The organism is Rhizobium sp. CG4, assembly GCF_023701965.1.
Taxonomy (GTDB): Bacteria; Pseudomonadota; Alphaproteobacteria; order Rhizobiales; family Rhizobiaceae; genus Agrobacterium.
This window is the reverse complement of the sequence record NZ_JABAEG010000002.1, coordinates 755,660-774,823: the sequence shown is the minus strand read 5'-3', so window position 1 is coordinate 774,823 and position 19,164 is coordinate 755,660. Positions and strand designations below refer to the sequence as shown.

Below are 19,164 nucleotides of genomic sequence, written 5' to 3'. Positions count from 1 at the left end.
ACCCTGTACTTGCTGGCTTCAATATAAAGACAGCCACACCATATATTGCTGCGCCACAACTTCTCTATGATGCTTGCTGAATTTCAAATCGAATGCGCTCAGTAGCGCCCGACATTAAAGAAGCTGAATCGTGGCAGGCCAAAAATCGCGCAAGAGCATTTGGCAACGTTTTGTTTCGTTGCGAGATGACTGTGCTTAACGACCGTTTCTCAGATCATAGACAATGTCGGACTTCTGCCCCAGCCGCGTTTTGTAGACCTGATAATTCTCCATCACCCGCTGCACGTAATTGCGGGTTTCAGGGAAGGGGATACGTTCAATCCAGTCAACAACCTCATCGATCGGCTTGCCACGCGGGTCGCCGTAGCGCGTAATCCATTCAGGTACGCGTTTTGGACCTGCGTTGTAAGCGATGAAGGTCAGGATGTAGGACCCGCCAAACGCATCGATTTGCTCGCCCAGGTAATGAGCGCCGAGCGTCGCATTATATCCTGCGTCACTGGTCAGCTTGGCTGGCGTGAACGTCAGACCATGGCGGTTTGCAACGCCTTTGGCTGTTCCTGGCAGAAGCTGCAGCAGGCCGCGGGCGTTGGCGGGCGAAATTGCGGCCGGATTGAACGCACTTTCCTGTCTGGCAATCGCATAGGCCAAAGCCTTGCCGGAGCCGGCAATATTGGCGCTGTCAGGAATGACACCAAGCGGATAGGCAAGCGCTGCGGCGTCGATACCGCGCGAAAAGGCAGTTTTGCCAATCTGCAGCGATACCTGATGGTTACCGTTCCGCTCGGCACGTGCCGCCAGAATTGCAAGTTCGCCGGCACTGTCCAATTGTTGAGAAAGCGCCCGGTACAGGCTGTCAGCTCTCCAGTTGTATCCGGCGGCCTCGAGACGGTCTATTGCCCGCACCGCTTCGTGAGAGGCAAATACCTGTCTGTCAGTATTACTAGGGGTTGGGTAAGTGACATTGAGCGTCTTCACGCCGATTCGTGCCGCCGCTAACTGACCATAAAACGTGCCGGGATGGTTCGCCGCTCTCGCAAAATAGTCGAGTGCATTTCCTGGCGCGCCAGCTTCTGCTGCACGGCCAAGCCAGTAATAGGCACGGGATGCGGAGAGAGGGCGATTGGACGTATCAAGCAGCTTCTGGAAATGTTTTTCGGCGGTCTTGGGATCATTCAGCGCACGCAGCGCGTACCAACCGGCATGAAACTCTGCGTCCGCAACATCGGTTGGAGATGTGGCGGCGTGGTTTGCAACGATACGATAGGCCTGCCTGAAATCCCCAAGATCAGTCAGGCCGCGAGCGATGATCCGCTGCTCATTCCACCATTCACCTGGGTTGACGAGTTTTGCCCTATCCTGCGGCATCTGCTCGAGAAGCTTGGCAGCTTCAGGATATTTCTGCTGGCTGCGCAAATATTCGACACGGGCAAACAGATAGGCCGGATCGCCCGTCCATGACTTGTCAACGGCGCTGAGCAGTGATGGCGCATTGCTGGAGCGCTGTAAAACGGCAGCCCAAGCCTTGTAAAGCGACTGCGCCCTGCCGAGATCTCCGAATCGCTTTGCCTGACTAATCCGGCTGCGATACATCAGGTAATCCATGCGGGCCTTGTGATCACTGCTGGTCAGCAGAGACGAGAACTCGCTTAAGACCTGATCCTCAAGATCCTTGTCCATACCTTCGCGCAGCCAGATACGGCGAATGTTGGCCGCGGCTTCACTCGCCTTGCCTGTTGTCATCAAGGCGCGCGAAAAAATAATGGCGCCTTCGGCTGTCTCTGGCTGGCTTTTCCCGAATGATGCCAGAACCTGAGCTGCCGGTGGATTTTCGCGCAGCAGCGCCCGTTCCGAATTGGAGCGGAATACTGCAACACCCGGCCAGCCTTTCAGCTCGCGTTGTGCTGTAGCGATTTCAGAGGAAGGTACTTCTTTCATGCCGGAAACGGCAATCGCCCAAGTCAGAATGTGCCGGTCCAGACTGTCTGCTGCCAAACCGTTGCGAATCGCGATGGCGCGAGCCGCATCACGAGATGATAGGGCATCCAGTCCGCTTTTCAGGTCTGACACATCACCGGGTCGGCTCGTGCGGGGAATAGCACCGGTAATAATTTCAGGATTGGGGGCTGTAAACGGGGCAGGGGCATTGGGACGAACGTAAGGCAATGGCGCCGATGTCGGCAGGGTAGCGGCTTCCGGCACGGGTGATGCAAAGGCATGCCACACACCTGCGCTCAAACTCGCCGCCAGAAAGGTTATCGCCGTCTTCTTCATTCCGTCACTCGCAACTTTGGAAATTCACCTTCCATTAACCGCCTGCTGCATTAACGAAACCTTACTCCACTGCTTGAAATTCGATCAAATATCTTTGAGCGAACCGTGCAGGCGTAATCAGACCAGTTTGAGAAATAAAACTGTCACATGATTTTGTTTTTAGCAGAAAATAGCGCCCTTGCATGCTTGTCGGTTGATAAGACCGGAACTAATGTGTGGCGGTTTTAACCATGGAAATGCGGCTGAAGCGTGGATAGCCAGTCGCAAGGAGCTTTGTATGTTCAAGGGATCCATTCCCGCCCTCATTACTCCGTTTACCGCCTCAGGCGCGGTAGATGAAACGGCTTTCGCCGCTCACGTCGAGTGGCAGATTGCGGAAGGCAGCAGCGGCCTTGTGCCGGTTGGCACGACGGGAGAGTCGCCAACCCTTTCCCATGACGAGCACAAACGTGTCGTCGAGCTGTGTGTGGAGGTCGCGGATAAACGGGTTCCAGTGATCGCAGGTGCCGGTTCTAACAACACCAGCGAAGCCATCGAGCTTGCAAAGCACGCGCAGGACGTTGGTGCTGACGCACTGCTGGTGGTGACACCTTATTATAACAAACCAACGCAGAAGGGGCTCGTCGCTCACTTCTCGGCGATTGCCGAAGCTGTGAGCCTGCCTATCGTCATTTACAACATTCCGCCGCGCTCAGTCATCGACATGAGCCCGGAGACGATGGGTGCGCTTGCCAAGGCACACAAAAACATTGTCGGCGTTAAAGACGCTACTGGTAAGATTGAACGTGTATCAGAGCAGCGCATTTGCTGCGGCAAGGACTTTGTTCAGCTATCTGGTGAAGATGCCACAGCGCTTGGCTTTAACGCCCATGGTGGTGTTGGCTGCATTTCCGTTACCGCAAACGTTGCTCCCCGCTTGAGCGCAGAGTTCCAGGCCGCCATGCTGGCTGGCAACTATGCTCTCGCACTGGATTATCAGGATCGTCTGATGCCGCTGCACAAGGCAATCTTCATGGAGCCAGGCGTTTGTGGTGCAAAATATGCACTTTCGAGAATTCGTGGTATCAACCGCACCGTTCGCTCTCCGCTGATGAGTTCGCTGGAGCCAGCGACCGAAAGCGCTATTGACGCTGCGCTGAAACACGCAGGACTCATCAACTGATATCAACTGGTGGAGGCGCGTTGTGTTGCGCGCCTTCACATTCCGACATGCCTGCACTAAATAAGGCGTATAAAGCCGTTTGCGCATACAACGCGACGACATAACAAAAAAACGACAAAAGGCGGATCGGATTCCATGGCTCCCAAAGGCAGTCAGCGCACGGTAAAGAAGATTGTCGCGGAAAACCGCAAGGCACGCTTCAATTACGAGATTATTGATACCTACGAAGTCGGCTTGGTACTCACGGGCACCGAGGTCAAATCGTTGCGTGAAGGCAAGGCAAACATCGCTGAATCCTATGCGTCGGATGAAGGTGATGAAATTTGGCTGATCAACTCGCATTTGCCGGAATATCTGCAGGCCAATCGGTTCAATCATGAGCCGCGCCGCCGTCGCAAGCTGCTGCTGACCAAGCGTGAAATCAATCGCCTGCGTTCTGCCATCAATCGTGATGGCATGACACTTATTCCGCTCAAGATTTATTTTAATGATCGTGGCCGCGCCAAGATGGAGCTTGCGCTAGGGAAGGGCAAGAAGTTGCACGACAAGCGCGAGACGGAGAAGGAACGCGATTGGAATCGCCAGAAGTCCAGACTACTCAAGGGTGAATCCCGCTAAGGCTTCGTATCCTGAAGGATGCCATCAAAAGCAGGCTTAAGAAAAAAAAAGGGCTCCAAAACCAACGTTTTGGAGCCCTTCTTGTTTTGTTGTACCTTAAGCTGCGCGGTAAACCGGTTGTTCGAAGCTCATCTGGGTAGAGACCTTGAAGCGGGAAACAAGATCCGCAAGGCTGCTGCTGATATCGCTGAGGCCATGTGTTGCTGCATTGGTTTCTTCAACCATCGCAGCATTCTGCTGCGTCAACTGGTCCATGCTTGCAACGGCGGTGTGAATTTCCTGAATGCCAGCCGCCTGTTCCTGGGCAGCTGTCGAAATCGCACCGATGTGCTCCTGAATGCTGTCGACTTTTTCACCAATGGAATGCAGGGCTTCACCGGTCTTGTTCACGAGCGAAACACCGTGCAACACATCCGCGAAGGACTTGTCGATCAAGGTCTTGATCTCCCTGGCAGCAGACGCGGAGCGTTGTGCCAGTTCACGGACTTCCTGGGCAACCACGGCAAATCCCTTGCCGGCTTCGCCAGCACGCGCCGCTTCAACACCGGCATTGAGTGCCAAAAGGTTTGTCTGGAAAGAAATTTCGTCGATCACGCTGATGATCTGGGTGATCTTTTGCGATGAATCTTCAATTGCGCCCATTGCCTGAACGGTTTCGGCGACAATATCTCGTGACTTGTTGGCTTGCTGGGCGGAACTGCGCACAATGTCTTCGGCCTCGCGCGTACGCTGGGCAGACTGGCGTGAAATTGTGGTGATCTGCTCGATCGCGGTCGAGGTTTCCTCAAGCGCCGCCGCCTGTTGTTCTGTTCTGCGCGCCATATCGTCCGTCGATGTTGTCAATTCGCGCGTATTGGCAGAAATCTTGTGTGTCTCGACGACGATGTTGGAAAAGGCTTTGGAAAGATTGCTGATCGCCTGGTTGTAGTTATCGCGCAACGATTCAAACTGCGGCGCAAGGGTTGCATCAATCTTGGTGGCGAGATCGCCACCGGCCAATTTATTCAGGGCCTGGTTGAGAACTGCCAGAGCATTTTCCTGCTCAGCTTTCATCTGCTGCTGCTGAACTTCCGCTTTTTCACGTTCTTCGGCCAGCGCATCAAGGTATACAGTGATGGAGTAATCCATGTCGAGCAGGGCGGCTTTGAGCACAACGGAAATATCCCGCGTCAGCGCCTTGGCCTTGCTGTCGTAGAGAAAGCCTCTCAGCTGGTTTTCGATCAGCGCCTTAACAATTCCTTCGACAACAAGCGCATAGGCGCCGATATACCAGCGTGGTTCAAGTCCCAGCTTGGCATGGGTGTGGCCAATAGCACTGACGGCCTTGACGTAATCTTCGTCGAAACGACCGCTGGCAATGCGCGACCAGTGTTTGACCTGCATGCTCTTCGCGTGTGCAATATGCGCATCATTGGCGAAGAACTTTGCGGTATGGGGAACCGTCTTTGCCTTGTTGTAGAATGTATCCAGAGAGTTGCTCAGCGAATCTGTGATAACAGGCATGATGTTGTGAAGATCACGCTTTTGGTTTGCGGCGATTCCCAAAAAGGAAAGTCGTTCTTCCAGTGCCTGATAACTGTTCTGCTTGCCACTCATGAATTTAACTCGTTCATTTGCCCGAGGAGAAGAGTCTCCTGGTCCCGTGGCGTGACAAGGCCACAATTAGGTTTAATCAATTCCTAACAAAGGTTTTGATGAAATAGGCAGTGTGGAGGAGATAGTGCCAAGTATCCTCGGTTGCATCGCATATTTCTCATGCATCCAAGCGCAGTGGTTATCTTGCCCAAGTGTCCAGCAAGAATATAGATGGTTAGGTTAAGTTAAAAAAAATTTTTGCAGCAATTTGACTTTGAACAAATTGAATGTGTGCTTAGTTTTATTCTGTTATTGTTTTGATTGCAGAAAATAATGCGGATTAAACAAAAACTATAAAATCCATTATGTGGAGATGCAGAGAATGTAAAAATGATACCGCACTGTCAAAGCACTAGGCTGTTCGACAGTGCGGTCTTGTGAAGATGAAGTATAAATTCCAGAACAAGATTTTATTCCTGAATTGCGCCTTCGGTAACACGCTGTGGTTTTTCCGACGGGTCACGGCCAATCTCTGCTTTCAAGGATACGAGATCGATGAAGTGATCTGCTTGGCGACGCAGGTCGTCAGCAATCATTGGTGGCTGTGTTGCCATGGTGGAAACGACGGAAACCTTGCGGCCTCTACGCTGCAGGGCATCGACGAGTGTGGTGAAATCACCATCACCAGAAAATATGACAAGATGGTCGACAGTGCTGGATTGCTCCATGGCATCGACAGCCAGTTCAATGTCCATATTGCCTTTGATTTTACGGCGGCCCATGGAATCGGTGAATTCCTTGGCAGGTTTGGTCACAACTTTGTAGCCGTTGTAATCAAGCCAGTCGATCAATGGTCGGATGGATGAATATTCCTGATCTTCAATAAGGGCCGTGTAATAATACGCACGCAGAAGGTAACCTCGTTTCTGGAAAGCTTTTAGCAGCTTGCGGTAGTCAATATCAAAGCCGAGATTTTTAGAAGCTGCGTAGAGATTTGCGCCGTCGATGAAGAGAGCAATTTTCTCTCGGGGATCGAACATGTATGGTTGGTCCTTCCTCATAAATGCGGGCCAGAAATGCTGACCAGGATTTCAAAACCGGTAGTAGCAAATCACTTTAGTTACTCATCATACATTATGAGCACGTCATATAAAGTTCATTATTCGAGGTTTAGCTGTATTCCAAGTCAATTATGGCTGATAATTCACCTAAAAGCGCAAACAATGCGCAAATCCTACTAAAGTTACGCCCATTCACGAAAAACTTGAATTTTGTGCCCAATCACTGTATCGGGCAAGCATACAAGCGATATAACGACCGCAAAGGACAGGCAATGGCCCGTGTCACAGTAGAAGATTGCATTGATAAGGTAGACAACCGTTTTGAGCTGGTGCTTCTCGCAAGCCACCGCGCACGGCAGATCTCTCAGGGCTCGCAGATCACGATTGATCGCGACAACGACAAGAACCCGGTCGTGGCTCTGCGCGAAATTGCTGACGAAACCCTGTCTCCTGACGACCTGAAGGAAGACCTCATCCATTCGCTGCAGAAGCATGTTGAAGTGGATGAGCCAGAGCCCGATCCAGCTGCTGTTGCGGCAAATGCTGCATCTTCCGACAGCGAAGAGGATGACCAGCCAGAAGCGATCACATTCGACCAGATGTCGGAAGAGGATCTGCTGGCCGGTATCGAAGGCCTCGTTCCGCCGGAAAAAAGCGACGATTATTGATTCTCTTATGTCGGCCAGGGCAGGCGGTTACCGTCTGTAAATCTTTGCTGTCATAATTTGATCCCATATGATGCAGAATTGTGCGCCAATCGAATAGATTGGCGCGCTTTCTTTTTAATGGCGGTTGGTTTCCAATGATGAGGCAATACGAACTCGTTGAGCGGGTTCAAAAATACAAGCCGGATGCAAACGAGGCGCTGCTGAACAAAGCCTATGTTTATGCGATGCAAAAACATGGCCAGCAGAAACGCGCCAACGGTGACCCCTACATTTCGCATCCGCTTGAAGTTGCCGCCATTCTCACAGAAATGCACCTCGATGAATCAACCATCGCTGTTGCTCTCCTGCATGACACAATTGAAGATACCTCTGCCACCCGTCAGGAAATCGACGAGCTGTTCGGCGAGGATATCGGCCGCCTTGTTGAAGGTCTGACAAAGCTCAAGAAGCTGGATCTGGTCAGCAAGAAGGCCAAGCAGGCGGAAAACCTGCGCAAGCTGTTGCTGGCCATCTCCGACGACGTGCGGGTGTTGCTGGTCAAGCTGGCCGACCGTCTGCACAACATGCGTACCATGGAATATATGCCTGCCGACAAACGCAGCCGTATTTCCGAAGAAACCATGGAAATCTATGCGCCGCTTGCCGGGCGCATGGGTATGCAGGACATGCGTGACGAGCTGGAGGACTTGTCCTTCCGCTATCTCAATCCTGAGGCCTACGAGACCGTGACAAAGCGGCTCAGTGAACTTGAGGAGCGCAATCAGGGTCTCGTCAAGAAGATTGAGGACGAACTGCGTGATCTGCTGGTAGCGAACGGAATAATCGGTGCCATGGTCAAGGGGCGGCAGAAAAAGCCCTATTCGGTTTTCCGCAAGATGCAGTCGAAATCACTGTCGTTCGAGCAGCTTTCTGACGTTTACGGCTTCCGTCTTCTGGTTGGTGATATCCCGTCCTGTTACCGTGCTTTGGGCATTGTGCATACGCGCTGGCGTGTGGTGCCTGGCCGCTTCAAGGATTATATCTCGACGCCGAAGCAGAACGACTACCGCTCTATACACACCACCATTGTTGGTCCGTCGCGTCAGCGTATCGAGCTGCAGATCAGAACCAAGCGCATGCACGAGATTGCCGAGTTCGGCATCGCTGCGCATTCATTGTACAAGGATGGCGAAAACGGCGAGGGGGATTTGCTCTCTCCGGAATCCAACGCCTATTCCTGGCTGCGTCACACAATCGAGGCGCTGGCCGAAGGCGACAATCCGGAAGAGTTTCTGGAGCACACCAAGCTCGAACTTTTCCAGGATCAGGTGTTCTGCTTCACGCCGAAGGGCAAGCTAATTGCGCTGCCGCGTGGTGCAACGCCCATCGACTTCGCTTATGCGGTTCACACCAACATCGGTGACACGACCGTAGGTGCGAAGATCAACGGCCGTATCATGCCTTTGGTAACGCGCCTTAATAACGGTGATGAAGTCGAGATCATTCGCTCCGGCGTGCAGGTGCCTCCTGCCGCTTGGGAAGAGATCGTGGTGACTGGTAAAGCGCGTGCCGCCATTCGCCGTGCAACCCGTATGGCCATCCGCAAACAATATGCAGGCCTTGGCTACCGTATCCTGGAGCGCACCTTTGAGCGCGCAGGCAAGGCCTTCTCGCGTGATGCGCTGAAACCAGCCCTGCATCGTTTGGCGCAGAAGGACGTTGAAGACGCGATCGCGCTTGTTGGTCGTGGTGAAATGTCGTCGCTCGACGTGTTGCGTGCGGTTTATCCTGATTATCAGGACGAGCGCGTCACCGTGAAGCTGAATGGCGATGACGGCTGGTTTAACATGCGCAGCGCATCCGGCATGGTCTTCAAGATCCCCGGCAAGTCGCGGTCTGTTTTGGAAGACGATGGTGCGGCAGAGATTGCCGAAGGACCTGATCCTTTGCCGATCCGCGGTCTGTCCGGAAATGTTGACGTACATTTCGGTTCGGCTGGTGCCGTGCCGGGTGATCGTATCGTCGGCATCATGGAAAAGGGCAAGGGTATTACCATCTACCCCATCCAGTCGCCGGCCTTGCAGCGCTTCGATGATGAGCCGGAACGCTGGATTGATGTGCGCTGGGATCTGGACGAGGCCAACAAGTCGCGCTTCATGGCGCGTCTGATGATCAATGCCTTGAATGAGCCCGGCACGCTTGCCTCTGTTGCGCAATCCATCGCCACGCTTGACGTCAACATTCGCAGCCTGAACATGATCCGCATCGGTACGGACTTTTCGGAACTGTCGCTGGATGTCGAAGTCTGGGATTTGCGTCAGTTGAATCAGCTTCAGTCCCAGCTGAAGGACCTCGATTGCGTCTCAACCGTGACACGTGCCTTCGATTGAGGCAGAAATTGCACTCAAAGTAGACATTAATGCCGCTGCTATGCATTGAGTGCATATCAGCGGCCTTTTCATGTCTGTAGTCAAGTTGCTCGTGCAGGACTATCTTCCAGATCAGAAAACAGGAACAAAGTTTCCGACGCCTTGGTGAAAACTCAATTCAGGGCCGGTTTGGAAGAAAAGGAAAAGATCATGTTTAGTCCTATTCGTAAGATTGCTCGTGCTGTTCGTGGTAAGACTGTCCAGGAACGCGAGTTTGACTACCTCAATGCTTCGATGTCGCAGGTTGATCTTGAGTTTCGTCAGCGCGAAATCGATCGCGGCCTGTTCCGCCGTTAATCTAGTCAGGTTTAACGGCAAGGCCTCTATGGATTGCATTTTGTAACAAACGCCGCTTGGCGGTTTTGAAACGATGCAATAAGCTAATCAGATGCCATTTCGCCGGAAAAAACCTGCTGGATTTGTGGAAAGATTGCGCGCGCTGATTTGGCCGCGCAAAGGGTTTAAGCGTTCGTTTCGCTATCTGGCGCTGCGACTTTCACGCCTCTCGGCGTCGCCGCATTCAATTGCGGCAGGCTTTGCCATCGGTGTTGCCGTTGCGTGGACGCCATTTCTGGGTGTCCACATTATTCTGGCATTGGCTGTGGGCTTCATATTGCGTGTCAGTCTTGTGGCTGCGGCACTGGGAACGGCGGTTGCCAATCCTTTGACACTTCCCTTCATCTGGGCATCCACATGGGAAATCGGTCGCCTGCTTTTGCGTAGGGACGAAACGGCTGCCACAAATAATCTCGATCTGGGTTCGCTTATCCACCATGTGAGTTTCCGCGAACTCTGGCGGCCCGTGCTGGAGCCGATGATTGTCGGATCGGCGCTTCCTGCACTGTTAAGCGCGTTCATTGCCTATTTTGGTGTCTTTTTTCTGCTGCGCGCCATGCGCCGGCAGCGTCAGCAAGCACTTTCTTTCTCCAATAACGATACAGGAATTTCTGCATGATAATCGGCATCGGCAGTGATCTCATCGACATTCGCCGGGTCGAGAAGTCTATTGAACGTTTTGGCGAACGTTTCACCCACCGCTGTTTTACGCCCATTGAAAGGGCCAAATCCGACGGACGGAAAAACCGGGCTGCGTCCTATGCCAAACGTTTTGCAGCCAAGGAGGCCTGTTCCAAGGCTTTAGGCACCGGGCTTTCGCATGGCGTGTTCTGGACCGACATGGGTGTTATCAATCTGCCGGGTGGAAAACCGACCATGGCCCTGACTGGCGGGGCAGGTGAACATCTGGCAAAATTGCTGCCGGCAGGCCACGAAGCATTCATCCATCTAACGATCACAGATGAATTTCCTTACGCTCAAGCATTCGTGATTATTGAGGCGAGGCCCGTCAGCGCTTGAGCAATTTCCGCCAGGCAGTGGTGAAATTGCCGCCACGGTCTGGCATTGAAACAGAATACTTTCCTTTACGCTGGAAAGGTTCTAGAGAAGTCTTCGATTTTAGGAACGAGCAGGCAGGTCTTTAAGTGTCCGATAAAGCTGAAAAGAAGCAGAGCGCCCTTTGGGAAAACATCAAGGTCATCGTGCAGGCACTGCTGCTTGCGATGGTTATTCGTACGGTTCTGTTTCAGCCTTTCACCATTCCGTCCGGCTCGATGATGCCGACGCTGCTGGTTGGCGACTATTTGTTCGTGAACAAGTTCTCCTATGGCTATTCGAAATATTCGCTGCCATTTTCGCCAAACCTGTTTTCGGGCCGCATTTTTGCAAGCGAGCCGGAGCGTGGTGACATCATCGTATTCCGTCTGCCGCCAAACCCGGAAGTGGATTACATTAAGCGTCTCGTCGGCCTGCCGGGTGACCGTATTCAGGTGACCAATGGCGTGCTGTTCATCAATGGCAAGCCGGTTCCAAAGCAGCCTGATGGTACCTTCACCTCTGATTACCGCCTTGATCCAGGCTCTGACGTTCCGGTATTCCGCGAAACGCTCGATAACGGCGTGACCTATGATACGCTGGATCAGGTGCAGGATTCGCGCGGCGATAACACCCGTGAATTTGTCGTGCCGGAAGGCCACTACTTCTTCATGGGCGATAACCGTGACAACTCTCTCGACAGCCGTTTTGACGTCGGATTCGTTCCAGCGGAAAACCTGATCGGCCGCGCCAGCATCATCTTCTTCTCGCTGGGCAATGACACATCCTTCCGTGAATTCTGGAAATGGCCTGCCAACATGCGTTGGGACAGACTGTTCAAGGCCGTGGAATGAGCAAGGCAAAACCTCTTTCGCCGGAGGAAATTGGCCGTATCGAAGCTCTCATCGGTCACGTATTCACAGAAAAGGCGCGGCTTGACCGCGCCTTGACGCATGCAAGTGCCCGTTCTGCTTCCGCCGGAAATTATGAGAGACTGGAATTTCTGGGCGACCGCGTTCTGGGCCTGTGTGTTGCAGAACTTCTGTTTTCCACTTTCCGCTCTGCTGCGGAAGGTGAGCTGTCCGTTCGTTTGAACCAGCTGGTCAGCGCAGAATCCTGCGCCGCCATTGCCGATGAAATGGGCCTGCATCAATTCATTCGTACCGGCGCAGACGTCAAGAAACTGACCGGCAAGAGCATGCTGAATGTTCGCGCCGACGTTGTGGAAAGCCTGATTGCCGCGATCTATCTCGACGGCGGACTGGATGCCTCGCGACGCTTCATTCTCAAGTTTTGGCAGAAGCGTGCCACCCGCATTGATGCCGGTCGCCGTGACGCCAAAACCGAACTTCAGGAATGGGCGCACGCCCGTTTTGCCGTCACCCCATCTTACAGGGTTGACGATCGCAGCGGACCGGATCACGATCCACGCTTTACAGTGACTGTGGAAATTCCCGGCGTCGCACCGGAAACGGGTGTTGAACGCTCGAAACGCGCAGCAGAACAGGTTGCCGCCACCAAATTACTCGAACGAGAAGGCGTCTGGCACAAAACGCCCGCCGCAGACTGATTGGACATTATGACCGAACATGAAAACACTGAAGGCCTGGGCGACGAAACCGTTGCCGCCGGTCCAACCCATTCCGGGTTTGTTGCGCTTATCGGCCCGACCAACGCCGGCAAATCGACGCTGGTAAACCGGCTGGTCGGCGCAAAGGTGTCCATCGTCAGCCACAAGGTGCAGACGACACGCGCCGTGATGCGTGGCATCGCCATTCATAACAATGCCCAGATCGTGTTCATGGACACGCCTGGCATTTTCAAACCACGCCGTAAGCTGGACCGCGCCATGGTGACGTCGGCCTGGGGTGGTGCCAAGGATGCGGATGTCATTCTGTTGCTGATCGACAGTGAGCGCGGTCTTAAAGGCGATGCGGAAGCCATTCTCACCGGCCTCAAAGATGTGCCACAGCCAAAGATCCTGTGCCTCAACAAGATCGACCAGGTGCAACGCGAAGATCTTCTGAAGCTGGCGGCCGCTGCCAATGCCGAAGTGAATTTCGAGCGCACCTTCATGATTTCGGCCACCAATGGTTCCGGCTGTGATGACCTGATGGATTATCTGGCGGAAAAGCTGCCGGAAGGCCCTTGGTATTATCCTGAAGACCAGATTTCCGATTTGCCGATGCGCCAGCTGGCTGCTGAAATCACCCGTGAAAAGCTGTTCCTGCGTCTGCATCAGGAGCTTCCTTATGCATCGCATGTCGAAACCGAAAAGTGGGAAGAGCGCAAGGATGGTTCTGTTCGCATCGAACAGGTGATCTATGTCGAGCGCGACAGCCAGAAAAAAATCGCCCTTGGCAAAAACGGCGATGCGATCAAGGCAATTTCAACCGCGTCCCGTAAGGAACTGTCTGAGATCCTCGAGCAGACGGTGCATCTCTTCCTATTCGTGAAGGTGCGCGAGAACTGGGGCAATGACCCGGAACGCTTCCGCGAAATGGGTCTGGAATTCCCAAGGGGATAAGGCTGATTTTCAATGGGACGGTTGGAACAATTTTTAAGTGTACGAGTTGGTAATCGCATAACTTAATTGTTCACAACCGTTCTGAGGATCAATGGCCCCTCGAAGTCCAGCTGGATCGTCAACCACCCCATGTGAAAAGTGTCCCTTGCGGCACATGCCGCATTTTCGAGATTTTTCTGGTAGTGAACTCGCATTTGTATCCCGTTTCAAAACCGGTGAACTGACCGTTGAACCGGGCGCGCTGATCCTGATGGAAGGATCGCACAGCGCCCACCTTTATACCGTGCTCGACGGTTGGGGATTTCGCTACAAGACGCTGGAGGATGGGCGCCGGCAAATCCTCAATTACCTCATGCCTGGCGATCTTGTCGGTCTTCAGGGCACGGTTATGGGAGAGATGCAGCATTCTGTCGAAGCGCTCTCTCCGGTCACCCTGTGCGTTTTTGAACGTGGCAGGCTGAACAACCTTTTCACCGATCATCCGACGCTTGCCTATGACCTGACCTGGATTGCCGCCAGTGAGGAGAGAATGCTGGACAGTCACTTGCTCAGCATCGGTCGACGCACTGCGCTGGAGCGTGCCGCCTACCTGATTGCATTTCTTTACAGCAAGGCGCGTGCGGTCAATCTGCTTGGTAAGGAAGATACTCTGCCGGTCACCCAGCAACATGTGGCCGATACGCTGGGCCTGTCGATCGTGCATACCAACAAGACCCTGCGCAAGCTCTCCGATCGCAATCTGTTGCGCTGGACGGACAAAGGCTGTCTCGTGCTGGATGAGGCAGGTCTGGCGGCGGTTGCCGGTTGGGACGGTGACGACAAACAGAGTCGGCCGTTTATCTGAGCTAACGCCCAGGAACATGTCTTTTTTAAATGACGTCGTGGTCCGTATTTGCGATTCCATAATACGGGTCGCAGTGTTGCGAGGGCCGGGCAGACGGGTGAGGATAGAGAAAAGATATGGTGCGGCAACGAGCTCTCGTGCTGGAAGATGAATATCTCGTCGCGCTGGATATCGAGACAACCTTGCTTGGTATGGGGTTCGATACGGTTGACATCGCGACATCTATTGCAGGCGCAGTTACGGCTCTGGAAACGCACATTTATGATTGCGTGTTTCTGGACGTCAACATCGCAGGAGAAAACAGCTTTGATCTGGCACGTGCGCTGGGCGAGCGGCAAATTCCCTTCGGCTTTATCAGCGGTTATAACGATACCAGTGGCTTCCCTGAGGATTTGAAGCAGGCGGTAGTGCTGGGCAAACCGTTTGATGACGGCGAATTTGCGACCTTTGTGTCCGGCATTCTCGGCAAACATGAAAAACGCGCCTCGTCTGAGGCACGCTAGGCTGTAAAGCAATTTCGCTTCACGGGCCGATGCTGTAGAGTGATTTGAATCAGCATAGCGGCAGTTTATTCCATGCAGTGGCAGGACGAGGCAATCATTCTTGGCGTGAGGCGCCACGGCGAAACGAGTGTTATCGCCGAGGTGATGAGTCGTTCGCGTGGCCGCCATTTGGGCATGGTTCGGTCCGGTCGTTCCCGTAGCATGCAGCCGGTGTTGCAGCCGGGCAATCTGGTTGATGTGACTTGGCGTGCGCGTCTGCATGACCATCTTGGTGAATACCGCATGGAGCCGGTGCGCTTACGCGCCGCCCAGCTTATGGAAACCGCAACGGCGGTCTATGGTGTGCAGGCCATGGGTGCGCTTCTCAGATTGTTGCCCGAACGTGATCCGCATCCGCATCTGTTTGAAGCGATGAATGTGATTCTTGAAAACATGACCAATCCCGCCGATGCCGGGGAACTGTTCGTGCGGTTTGAGCTCGCCGTGCTGAACGATCTCGGTTTTGGACTGGATTTGAGTGAGTGTGCCGCAACCGGCACGCGCGACGAACTTGTCTATGTCTCACCCAAAACCGGGCGTGCTGTGTGTCGTGCTGCCGGTCACCCCTATGCAGACCGAATGTTGATGTTGCCGCCGTTCCTTGGGCGTCAGGGCAGAGCTGCCGCCACCTGTGAGAGCCTGACCGCCGCTTCCCGACTGACCGGTCATTTCCTCAACCGCCATGTTTATGAGCCGCGTGGCCTAAACGACAATGCCGCCCGAGACGGTTTCGTCCAGGCGGCATTAAAAGCGTTGATGGCTGTCCAGCAGCCAGTGCTGGATTAGGCGATCGCTGGTCGCTCAACCGCCTGCTCGCGGATTGGCCAGTGAACAATGGCTGCAAAGATACCCATTCCGACACCCAGCCACCATACGAGATCGTAAGACCCGAGAATATCGTAGAGGTAGCCGCCCATCCAGACGCCAAGGAATGAGCCGATCTGGTGCGAGAGAAACACCACGCCACCGAGCATGCCCAAATGACGCGTGCCGAACATAATGGCGACCAGTGCATTGGTTGGCGGAACGGTGGACAGCCACAACAGACCCATCACGGCAGCGAAAATGACAACTGAAAGCGGCGTCTGCGGCAGCAGCAGAAAGGCCGTCACGGCAATCGAGCGGCCAATATAGATATAGGCAAGGAAATAAGGCTTGGAGTAACGCTGGCTGATGTAACCTGCCGCCAGCGAGCCGATGACGTTGAAGAAACCGATCAGTGCCATGGCAATGACAGCGTAACGTGGTTCAATGCCGATATCACCGAGATAGGCCGGGAAGTGGGCGGTGATAAAGGCCACCTGAAAACCGCAGACAAAAAAGCCGGTTGTCAGCAACAAATAACTTTTGTGGCCAAGAGCTTCCCGCAGGGCCTCGCCAGCCGTTTGCTTAAACTGCGCCTGTGACTGCGTGCCGGATGTCGCGTTGCCGCGCAGCGGCCATGCCAGTAATGGCACGATCAGCATCATCGCTCCGATATAGACAAGGCTGTCGGACCAGCCATAGGCCGAAATCAGGCCTTGGCTGATAGGCGCAAACAGAAACATGCCGGCAGAGCCGGCGGCCGTTCCAATGCCAAACGCCATGGTGCGCTGCTGCGGCGTCACATTGCGGGCAAAGGCCGACAGGATGACGCTGAACGAACCGGCGGCAATGCCAAGGCCGACCAGTACGCCGCCGCCAAAATGCAGCCAGAAGGGTGATGTGCCAAAAGACATGCACACCAGACCCGCAGCGTAAAGAATGCCGGACAGAATAAGCACACGGCCTGTTCCATATTTATCGGCAAGCGCACCGAAAAACGGCTGGCCGATGCCCCAGAACAGGTTCTGCAACGCCATGGCAAGCCCAAAGGTCGAGCGATCCCAGCCAGTGTCCTGCAACATTGGCAGCTGGAAAAAGCCCATGGCCGAGCGCGGGCCAAAGGTCATGACGGCAATCAGCGATCCGGCAATGATGATGAGCCAGGGCATCGGCTGGCGGATAGAATCGGGCATTCAGTAATCTCCTGATAGGCGCCCATATTAGCTTTCATCATATTTTCGCGCCAATCAGTTTTGTTGAGGTTGTGCATAATGCGCGTTGATGGAAACTGCATTTGGTGTCAAAAGCATCGCCACCATTCTATGTTGTATTTAAAAGGAAAATCTCAGCCAATGATATGTGTTCGCCGTGCCCGCTCTGCTGATGTCGACGCCATTTTTGATATCCGGACGAGTGTAACGCAGAACCATCTGACGCATGAACAACTGCTGGAGATGGGCATCTCGCAGGATGTGGTGACCGAAACGCTGGAGAGTGCAGAATGCGGCTGGATTGCCGAGGTGGACGGGCAGCCGGCTGCCTTCGCCATCGTGGACTTTGAAGACGCCTCGGTATTTGCGTTGTTCGTGAAACCGTCATTTGAAGGCCGTGGCCTTGGCCATCTGCTGATGGATAAAGCCGAGAAAGCCCTGTTTGCCAGCCATGAAACCATCTGGCTGGAGACGGACGCATCCCCGGATATTCGCGCCAATGGCTTTTACCAGAAACGCAACTGGATTGCCGTTGGCGTCGATGACAAGGGTGATGTTCGTTACGAGAAAAAGCGCGGTTGAGGGTTAACCGCGCTTCTTGATTGCCCAGCCGTCATTGCGGCTTTCGATAATGATTGCCGTGTCACCCACGGCAATCTGGCCTTCACCACGCGGTGTGACGTTCCAACCGAAAAGCGGGCCGGGCACACGGCGGTCGGCCGACATGCGTAACCGCCCCATCGCCTTCATTGGCGACGCACCCTCGCGCGAACCAGTCAACTGGTCCTGAGTGGTCATGATGCAGCGGGCACAGGGTTTGACCAGATCAAAACGGATGCCGTTGATGTCCAATGCTGCCCAGCGGTCTTCCGCCCATGGCTCATCCGTATCCAGCACGATGTTGGGACGGAAACGATCCATGCCAATACCATCTTCGCCATTGGCGGCCATGTTTTCATTGAGTGCAGCCAACGACGCAGTTGTCGTGACGAGGATCTGATAGCCGTCGGCAAAGGTGACGGGCGTTTCATCGCCAGCCCATTCTTCAGAGGCGATACGCGTGGACGCCTCATCAAAAAACACCAGCTTGAGTTCGGTGCCCATCCATCCTGACAGCACGGTGTTGATCTCGTCCGGCGCCACGGCCGCATTGACTGTCGATTTCCACACCACAACATCCATGCGCTCTGTCGAAGGCAGGGCGAGAATCTCGCCATCCGTGTCGGTCGACAGGCGCAGTCCGCTGCCGGACTGCAAGGCGGTAATCCGCGCGATGGATGGCAATTCGCGCTGGGTAATGAACTGACCGGAAGCATGCACAAACATGGCGCGGCGATCGCCGGGCAAACCCTCCCAGGTGATAGGGCTCTGCGAAAGCGGAATGCCGCGCGCACTTTTCAGCGGGTAGATATTCAGCGCAGATATGCGCATGCAAACCTCCTCAGATTTCATCCAGAAACAGATCCAGCACCTGCTGTAATCTGTCATGCCGTTCCTTGGCCAGCGCCCTTCCGGTTTCTGTCTTGAAACCGTCGGCCAGCTTGAACAACTTCGTCTGGAAGTGGTCTATTGCAAATGTCCTGTCGTCAAGGGGGCGTTCTCTGGCGAGTGGGTCTTCCGGGTCATAAAGTGCTGAACCCAACCGACCAGCAATATAGAAACACCGGGCTGCCCCCACCATGCCAATGGCGTCCAGCCTGTCCGCATCCTGCAGGATTTTTGCTTCCAGCGTCTGCGGCTCCAGATTGGCGGAAAAACTGTGCGTGGTAATGGCGTGTTTTACCGCCTCGATATCTGCGGTCTGCCAATTTAGCGCCAGCAATATGCCTTCGGCCTTTTCCGCCGCCAGCCGTGAGGCCTGTGCCCGCAGCGGTGAGTTCTTCTCAACCGCCACGCAATCATGCAGCAACACACTTGCCGCCAGAACAGGTCCATTGCCGCCTTCGGTCGCATGAATACGCATTGCGTTGCGAAACACCCGGTGGATATGGGCCAGATCATGCGAGCCATCATCGCCCTCGGTTGCGTGAGGAATCAACTGCTCGGCAAGCGAAGCGAAGGGGGCGAAGGATTGGGCCTGCATATGTTCTTTCCTTGGA

The 19,164-nt window shown here is 54.1% G+C and carries 20 protein-coding genes; 14 read left to right on the top strand and 6 right to left on the bottom strand.

What is annotated here, in order from left to right; genetic code table 11:
• Nucleotides 1-195: 195 nt before the first annotated feature.
• Nucleotides 196-2,274, bottom strand: a complete 2,079-nt coding sequence (locus HGO37_RS08900; protein ID WP_250982996.1) for a lytic transglycosylase domain-containing protein — start codon at nt 2,272-2,274, stop codon at nt 196-198.
• Between the two features lie 277 nt (nt 2,275-2,551).
• On the opposite strand from HGO37_RS08900, the gene dapA reads away from it, so the two are divergent.
• Together dapA and smpB are read left to right on the top strand one after the other, a co-directional pair.
• Complete coding sequence (gene dapA, locus HGO37_RS08895; protein ID WP_250982995.1) at nt 2,552-3,436, top strand: 4-hydroxy-tetrahydrodipicolinate synthase; 885 nt, start codon at nt 2,552-2,554, stop codon at nt 3,434-3,436.
• 135 nt (nt 3,437-3,571) lie between these two features.
• A complete protein-coding gene (smpB, locus tag HGO37_RS08890; protein ID WP_250982994.1) occupies nt 3,572-4,054 on the top strand; it encodes an SsrA-binding protein SmpB in 483 nt (160 codons plus the stop codon).
• 96 nt (nt 4,055-4,150) lie between these two features.
• Here the strand turns inward: smpB and HGO37_RS08885 are convergent, their stop codons facing one another.
• Both HGO37_RS08885 and HGO37_RS08880 read right to left on the bottom strand, forming a co-directional pair.
• Nucleotides 4,151-5,650 carry a methyl-accepting chemotaxis protein gene (locus HGO37_RS08885; protein WP_250982993.1) on the bottom strand — a complete coding sequence of 500 codons (1,500 nt, stop codon included), beginning with the start codon at nt 5,648-5,650 and terminating at the stop codon, nt 4,151-4,153.
• 449 nt (nt 5,651-6,099) lie between these two features.
• Nucleotides 6,100-6,669, bottom strand: coding sequence for a LabA-like NYN domain-containing protein (locus HGO37_RS08880; RefSeq protein ID WP_250982992.1), 570 nt, complete (start codon nt 6,667-6,669; stop codon nt 6,100-6,102).
• Between the two features lie 293 nt (nt 6,670-6,962).
• Here HGO37_RS08880 and rpoZ point away from each other — a divergent pair, with 293 nt between their 5' ends.
• From rpoZ to recO, 11 genes are all read left to right on the top strand, one after another.
• A complete protein-coding gene (gene rpoZ, locus HGO37_RS08875) occupies nt 6,963-7,358 on the top strand; it encodes a DNA-directed RNA polymerase subunit omega (protein WP_192487377.1) in 396 nt (131 codons plus the stop codon).
• Nucleotides 7,359-7,492: 134 nt separating this feature from the next.
• Nucleotides 7,493-9,727: a RelA/SpoT family protein gene (locus tag HGO37_RS08870; protein WP_192487378.1), complete on the top strand. Its 2,235-nt coding sequence runs from the start codon at nt 7,493-7,495 to the stop codon at nt 9,725-9,727.
• 189 nt (nt 9,728-9,916) lie between these two features.
• Nucleotides 9,917-10,063: a DUF3563 domain-containing protein gene (locus tag HGO37_RS08865; protein ID WP_192487379.1), complete on the top strand. Its 147-nt coding sequence runs from the start codon at nt 9,917-9,919 to the stop codon at nt 10,061-10,063.
• 124 nt (nt 10,064-10,187) lie between these two features.
• Nucleotides 10,188-10,721: a DUF2062 domain-containing protein gene (locus HGO37_RS08860; protein WP_250983247.1), complete on the top strand. Its 534-nt coding sequence runs from the start codon at nt 10,188-10,190 to the stop codon at nt 10,719-10,721.
• Nucleotides 10,718-11,122 carry a holo-ACP synthase gene (acpS, locus tag HGO37_RS08855; RefSeq protein WP_192487381.1) on the top strand — a complete coding sequence of 135 codons (405 nt, stop codon included), beginning with the start codon at nt 10,718-10,720 and terminating at the stop codon, nt 11,120-11,122. Before HGO37_RS08860 ends, acpS begins: the two co-directional genes overlap by 4 nt.
• A 125-nt stretch (nt 11,123-11,247) precedes the next feature.
• Entirely contained in the window at nt 11,248-11,991 is a 744-nt protein-coding gene (gene lepB, locus HGO37_RS08850) for a signal peptidase I (RefSeq protein WP_192487382.1), read from the top strand.
• Entirely contained in the window at nt 11,988-12,707 is a 720-nt protein-coding gene (gene rnc, locus HGO37_RS08845) for a ribonuclease III (protein ID WP_192487383.1), read from the top strand. Before lepB ends, rnc begins: the two co-directional genes overlap by 4 nt.
• A gap of 9 nt (nt 12,708-12,716) precedes the next feature.
• Nucleotides 12,717-13,664, top strand: a complete 948-nt coding sequence (gene era, locus HGO37_RS08840; protein WP_250982991.1) for a GTPase Era — start codon at nt 12,717-12,719, stop codon at nt 13,662-13,664.
• Between the two features lie 91 nt (nt 13,665-13,755).
• A complete protein-coding gene (locus tag HGO37_RS08835; RefSeq protein ID WP_192487385.1) occupies nt 13,756-14,508 on the top strand; it encodes a Crp/Fnr family transcriptional regulator in 753 nt (250 codons plus the stop codon).
• 116 nt (nt 14,509-14,624) lie between these two features.
• Nucleotides 14,625-15,011 (top strand): response regulator, encoded by a 387-nt coding sequence (locus HGO37_RS08830; protein WP_250982990.1) that lies wholly within the window; start codon nt 14,625-14,627, stop codon nt 15,009-15,011.
• Nucleotides 15,012-15,083: 72 nt separating this feature from the next.
• Nucleotides 15,084-15,836 carry a DNA repair protein RecO gene (gene recO / locus HGO37_RS08825; protein ID WP_250982989.1) on the top strand — a complete coding sequence of 251 codons (753 nt, stop codon included), beginning with the start codon at nt 15,084-15,086 and terminating at the stop codon, nt 15,834-15,836.
• Here the strand turns inward: recO and HGO37_RS08820 are convergent.
• Nucleotides 15,833-17,047, bottom strand: a complete 1,215-nt coding sequence (locus HGO37_RS08820) for an MFS transporter (protein ID WP_250982988.1) — start codon at nt 17,045-17,047, stop codon at nt 15,833-15,835. The two genes, recO and HGO37_RS08820, sit on opposite strands and share 4 nt — an antisense overlap.
• A 159-nt stretch (nt 17,048-17,206) precedes the next feature.
• Here HGO37_RS08820 and HGO37_RS08815 point away from each other — a divergent pair, with 159 nt between their 5' ends.
• Nucleotides 17,207-17,647 carry a GNAT family N-acetyltransferase gene (locus HGO37_RS08815; RefSeq protein ID WP_192487389.1) on the top strand — a complete coding sequence of 147 codons (441 nt, stop codon included), beginning with the start codon at nt 17,207-17,209 and terminating at the stop codon, nt 17,645-17,647.
• Between the two features lie 3 nt (nt 17,648-17,650).
• Here the strand turns inward: HGO37_RS08815 and HGO37_RS08810 are convergent, their stop codons facing one another.
• Nucleotides 17,651-18,496: an MOSC domain-containing protein gene (locus HGO37_RS08810; protein ID WP_250982987.1), complete on the bottom strand. Its 846-nt coding sequence runs from the start codon at nt 18,494-18,496 to the stop codon at nt 17,651-17,653.
• 10 nt (nt 18,497-18,506) lie between these two features.
• Nucleotides 18,507-19,148 (bottom strand): HD domain-containing protein, encoded by a 642-nt coding sequence (locus HGO37_RS08805; protein WP_250982986.1) that lies wholly within the window; start codon nt 19,146-19,148, stop codon nt 18,507-18,509.
• Nucleotides 19,149-19,164: the final 16 nt, after the last annotated feature.

Coding starts and splice junctions, on each gene's coding strand:
- HGO37_RS08900 (WP_250982996.1), bottom strand. CDS start 2,274: ATGAAGAAGACGGCGATAACCTTTCTGGCGGCGAGTTTGAGCGCAGGT.
- recO (WP_250982989.1), top strand. CDS start 15,084: ATGCAGTGGCAGGACGAGGCAATCATTCTTGGCGTGAGGCGCCACGGC.
- HGO37_RS08865 (WP_192487379.1), top strand. CDS start 9,917: ATGTTTAGTCCTATTCGTAAGATTGCTCGTGCTGTTCGTGGTAAGACT.
- HGO37_RS08810 (WP_250982987.1), bottom strand. CDS start 18,496: ATGCGCATATCTGCGCTGAATATCTACCCGCTGAAAAGTGCGCGCGGC.
- HGO37_RS08880 (WP_250982992.1), bottom strand. CDS start 6,669: ATGTTCGATCCCCGAGAGAAAATTGCTCTCTTCATCGACGGCGCAAAT.
- rpoZ (WP_192487377.1), top strand. CDS start 6,963: ATGGCCCGTGTCACAGTAGAAGATTGCATTGATAAGGTAGACAACCGT.
- era (WP_250982991.1), top strand. CDS start 12,717: ATGACCGAACATGAAAACACTGAAGGCCTGGGCGACGAAACCGTTGCC.
- acpS (WP_192487381.1), top strand. CDS start 10,718: ATGATAATCGGCATCGGCAGTGATCTCATCGACATTCGCCGGGTCGAG.
- HGO37_RS08885 (WP_250982993.1), bottom strand. CDS start 5,650: ATGAGTGGCAAGCAGAACAGTTATCAGGCACTGGAAGAACGACTTTCC.
- rnc (WP_192487383.1), top strand. CDS start 11,988: ATGAGCAAGGCAAAACCTCTTTCGCCGGAGGAAATTGGCCGTATCGAA.
- HGO37_RS08870 (WP_192487378.1), top strand. CDS start 7,493: ATGATGAGGCAATACGAACTCGTTGAGCGGGTTCAAAAATACAAGCCG.
- HGO37_RS08820 (WP_250982988.1), bottom strand. CDS start 17,047: ATGCCCGATTCTATCCGCCAGCCGATGCCCTGGCTCATCATCATTGCC.
- HGO37_RS08830 (WP_250982990.1), top strand. CDS start 14,625: ATGGTGCGGCAACGAGCTCTCGTGCTGGAAGATGAATATCTCGTCGCG.
- HGO37_RS08815 (WP_192487389.1), top strand. CDS start 17,207: ATGATATGTGTTCGCCGTGCCCGCTCTGCTGATGTCGACGCCATTTTT.
- HGO37_RS08805 (WP_250982986.1), bottom strand. CDS start 19,148: ATGCAGGCCCAATCCTTCGCCCCCTTCGCTTCGCTTGCCGAGCAGTTG.
- smpB (WP_250982994.1), top strand. CDS start 3,572: ATGGCTCCCAAAGGCAGTCAGCGCACGGTAAAGAAGATTGTCGCGGAA.
- HGO37_RS08835 (WP_192487385.1), top strand. CDS start 13,756: ATGGCCCCTCGAAGTCCAGCTGGATCGTCAACCACCCCATGTGAAAAG.
- dapA (WP_250982995.1), top strand. CDS start 2,552: ATGTTCAAGGGATCCATTCCCGCCCTCATTACTCCGTTTACCGCCTCA.